This window comes from Nocardia sp. NPDC101769, assembly GCF_044766925.1.
GTDB lineage: Bacteria > Actinomycetota > Actinomycetes > Mycobacteriales > Mycobacteriaceae > Nocardia.
Window position 1 is genome coordinate 1 of the sequence record NZ_JBIWMX010000104.1, and the last position, 3872, is coordinate 3872.

A 3872-nucleotide genomic window follows, 5' to 3' on the forward strand; every position below is an offset into this window, starting at 1 on the left:
CACTATTGCGTGACGGACGGCACTTCACTGAGCAGCCTCCGAGGGCTGTCCCGGCGACAGCTGCGGCTTGACATCCTCATTGAGACTCCTGTTGGCCCTGACCAGGGCTGGAAGGGACACTGAGTCGGCAGCATGAGGCACTGGAATCGGAAGTTCGGTCTCATCCAAAGCCGGGGCGGTCCAGGTTGCTCGTGCCGTCCAGGTTTGCGCTGACGGTGACATTCACCGTGCCCGTCCCAGCCGGAGCAACGGCGGCTGTCACCGGTTTCGGCCCGTGAGGGCCAGATATTCGGCTGCTACTTCTCGCCCGACCGTACGTTAACTACCGATACCCGCTCCGCACCGCCATTGCCCCTACTGGCGTATTCGGGTCATACCTCTTGATGGCAGGTCTTTGATCTGGCAGGCGCCGATATCGCACGGGCCTGCCAGATCGTGTGGATACGCGATCCTGCCTATGTGCCCGGGTGGGAGCGCAGTGCGGTGGCGAACCAGGTGAACACCGGCCCCATCTCCGGAGGGTCGGGCCAGCCGTTAATGGCGGACACCAGCCGCCAGTAGCGTTCCACGCGTGAGTCGTTGGCGACGTCGAGCCGCGCCAGGATCCAGCGGCGCAGTCGCGCGTCGTCGGGCTTGCCGAAGGTGTCGGCATAGCGACCGGTGAGCGCGTCGACCACCGGGGTGGCCGCCGCGGAGTCGGCGCTCAGTCCGTCGGCGAGCGCCTTGCCAACTTCGGTGCGGACAACTTCGGTCAGGTCGTGGTGCAGACCGGTGGTGTCGCCTTCGGCGCGTTCGCGAGCCTGGTACTCGGCCATTGCCCGGACCGCTGCGCGGAAATCGGCGTCCTGTACCAATTCCACGAGTTCCATCCACGCCGTGACCTGGGCGGTGGTCGGGTCGTCCGGTAGTTCGGGCATGCTGGTGCGCACCAGCTCCACCATGGCCGGGTTCGCGTCCACGCCGCCGTAAGCCGCGTCGACGAAGTCGTTGATCAGCCGCTGTCGTTCGGCTTCGGAAAGACGCATCAGGTTGTGCATGAGTTCCATTTCCTCTCTGTGGGAACCGCGCTCGGCCACTGCTCGCAGTACCGCTCGCCGCATACGCAAGATCCGGATCTGTACGTCGAGAGCCTCGGCGTGAGCCGTGGCGACGGCGGTCACAGAGGTCTCGTGCGCAAGCACCCGGGCCACGGTCGGCAGACCGATCCCCAGTTCGCGCAGGGTGCGTACCAATTCCAGGCGTGCGGCGGCATCGGCATTGTAGAGTCGATAGCCGGTCGGGCTGTGGGCGGTCGGCGGCACGATCCCCTTGTCGGAGTAGAACCGAATCGTCTTGACCGTCAACCCGGTCCGCTCGGCCAGCGCCCCGATCGTGAAGAGCATGTCGTCGTCCATTCCTCAACCTTCCCGTCTCCCCTTGATGGAGACTCAAGACCTGAATGGGACAAATTCTTGGCGATCTCCGATGAGCGAACATCCTCTTGCCGCATAGCGCGCGGTTCGAGACGGCCACAGCTGAATGTCGAGCTTCAGATATCAGAACAGTGGTCGCGCATTCTTAGGGGCCGATAGCCGGTCGGCCCGAGCTGCGCCAACTCGGCGTCGATGTCGACCTCGATCGCGCCGATTTCCAGGCACGGCCCACGGTGATCGACGTCGCCGAAGCGGTACACATCAGACCGCGCCGAATGACACACCTGGCTCAGCAGCCCCGCCGGTGACGCCATGCAGTATGGCCCGGGGGTCGGCGGTATCGCGGTCGTGCCGGAGCAAGCCACCGGCGTCGAGAGTGCGGGCTAGCTTGGAGGTGTACAGAGCCTCCAGGTCGGTGTGATCGGCGAGTTCACGCTGCGTCGGGCGCTGCCCGGAGCGTTCCGTGCCATGTTCCTCGACCCCGAATTGGGAGCGCAGGAAGGCGCCGGCTCGGTCCAAGGCCTGGACCGCTTCGTCGAGGATGGCGGCCATGCCTTGGAAGACGTGCGGAACCTCGGGGGTCACGTCCAGTTGGACCGATACATCGGAGGAGGCGGCGCGAGCGGCGAAGTCGATCGCGTCGTCCAGCAGGATTTCGTCACTGCCCACTTGGATGAGTAGCGGCGGCAGCCCTTCGAGGTCGCCGAACAGCGGGCTGACGAGTGGATCGGCGGGGTCGGCTGTCCCCGCGTAGTAGGCGGCGCAGGCTTCCAGATCCCGCGGAGTCAGGGCCGGGTCGGCGGCGGCTCTGGTGGCGCGGCTCGCGCGGGTATTGGTCAGATCCACCCAGGGGGACATGACGATTGCGGCGCGGGGTTGCGGGAGCCCGGCCCGTTTCGCGTTCAGCAGGGTAGCCAGAACCAGGCCGCCGCCCGCGGATTCCCCGGCGAAGGCGATGCGCTCGGGTGGCACTCCGCTGTCGAGCAGAGCTCGGTAGGCCGCGAGAGCGTCATCGGTGGCGGCCGGGTGGGGGTGTTCGGGAGCCAGGCGGTACTCCACCGCGATGGCGCGGGCGTGCGCGCGACGCGCGATGTCAGAGGCCAAACCGGCACCGCCGGAGGCGGATCCGACGGCGTAGCCACCGCCGTGGAAGTACAGCACGACATCACCGGTATCGATGCCCGCGATGTCGATCTCGACGACCGGGATATCGCCCAGCGTCGATTCCGTCAGCTGCACGTCGCAGGAAAGCGGTGTGGCGGTTTGCAATTGGCCGAACAGGACGCGGGTGTCGGTCAGGTCGGCGGTGAAATCCAGTGGGGTCTCGCGCACCAGCTGGTGGACGGCTTCACGCTGCGCCTTGCTCATTGGTCGATCCTCTCGGTCCGGATGGAACGTCTCGCGGTTGCACTACCGAGAACTTGTCTTCGTGGTTAGATAATTCCTTGGAATACATATCGTCGAGAGTTGGGTGCGTCACATGGCCGACATGCGAACCTTGTTCGATGACCTGATCCGGTCGCAGATCGGGTTGTGGAATCTGGCCGATGCGCGGCTGCAGGAGGAGTTGGGTACCTCGGTCGGGGTCTACGACACGCTGCGCGCGATCGCGGCGACGGATCCGGCCCGGGTCCAGGACCTGGCGGACCGGCTGCTGGTCACCGTCGGCGGCATGAGTAAGGCAGTGGACCGGGTCGAGGCGCAGGGTTTGTGTATCCGCCGGGCCAATCCCGGTGATCGGCGCTCGTCGATCATCGAGTTGACGCCCGCGGGGAAAGAACTGCTCGCGCGGGCGAACACTATCCTGGACCGCGCGCTCGCCGACGCCGTCGGGGCAGTGCTTTCTCCAGCCGAATCGGCTGAACTACAGCGCAGCCTCGCAAAACTTCGCGATGTGGCTGTTCCGGCACCGGCTTCGGCGCGGCGCTGAGGTTCGGTCAGTCGAACCACTCGGGTTCGCCGGCTGTGATGAGGCCGCGCAGCACCGCTGGATCGTGAAGTGCTTCCAAGCTACCCCTGCGAGGCCACCGTCGCCCGACGTGCTGCCCAACGAATGACGGCGGGGCCTCATCCGACTACCGCACGGAATCCGCGGTGTCGTCAGCGCGATGCCCACGACCACGATGGTGGTTGTCGGCCAGCTCTTGAAGCTGAGTGCTGTTCGTCAGACTAGATCGTCCTTAAGGGCGAATTTGTCAGATAACGGCGTATTATCTGACATCGGAACGGATTCCGGCCCGCAGGCATTCGCGGAGCCGCCGGTGGGGGCTTCGCCGGTTGAATGTCGAGCTTCAGATATCAGAACAGTGTGTCGCGCATCCTTAGCCTCAATCCACTGACCCAGGTTTCGGGTTGGTCAGCGCGTCGGAGGCGCGCTGACCAGTGTGTTTGGGGTGTGGGGTAGCCGCTGGTCTACCCAGCTTTTCCACTTCGATGTCGGGTCGGGCCGTTGCGGGCCGG

General features: G+C 65.4%; 3 protein-coding genes. 1 reads left to right on the top strand and 2 read right to left on the bottom strand.

Annotated features, from left to right (window positions below):
* Positions 1-455: 455 nt before the first annotated feature.
* Both ACIRRA_RS45550 and ACIRRA_RS45555 read right to left on the bottom strand, forming a co-directional pair.
* Positions 456-1394 (bottom strand): MerR family transcriptional regulator, encoded by a 939-nt coding sequence (locus ACIRRA_RS45550; protein ID WP_402782253.1) that lies wholly within the window; start codon positions 1392-1394, stop codon positions 456-458.
* A 279-nt stretch (positions 1395-1673) separates the two neighbouring features.
* Positions 1674-2780, bottom strand: a complete 1107-nt coding sequence (locus ACIRRA_RS45555; protein ID WP_402782256.1) for an alpha/beta hydrolase — start codon at positions 2778-2780, stop codon at positions 1674-1676.
* A gap of 112 nt (positions 2781-2892) precedes the next feature.
* Here ACIRRA_RS45555 and ACIRRA_RS45560 point away from each other — a divergent pair, with 112 nt between their 5' ends.
* A complete protein-coding gene (locus tag ACIRRA_RS45560) occupies positions 2893-3342 on the top strand; it encodes a MarR family winged helix-turn-helix transcriptional regulator (RefSeq protein WP_402782259.1) in 450 nt (149 codons plus the stop codon).
* The last annotated feature ends 530 nt before the right edge of the window (positions 3343-3872 follow it).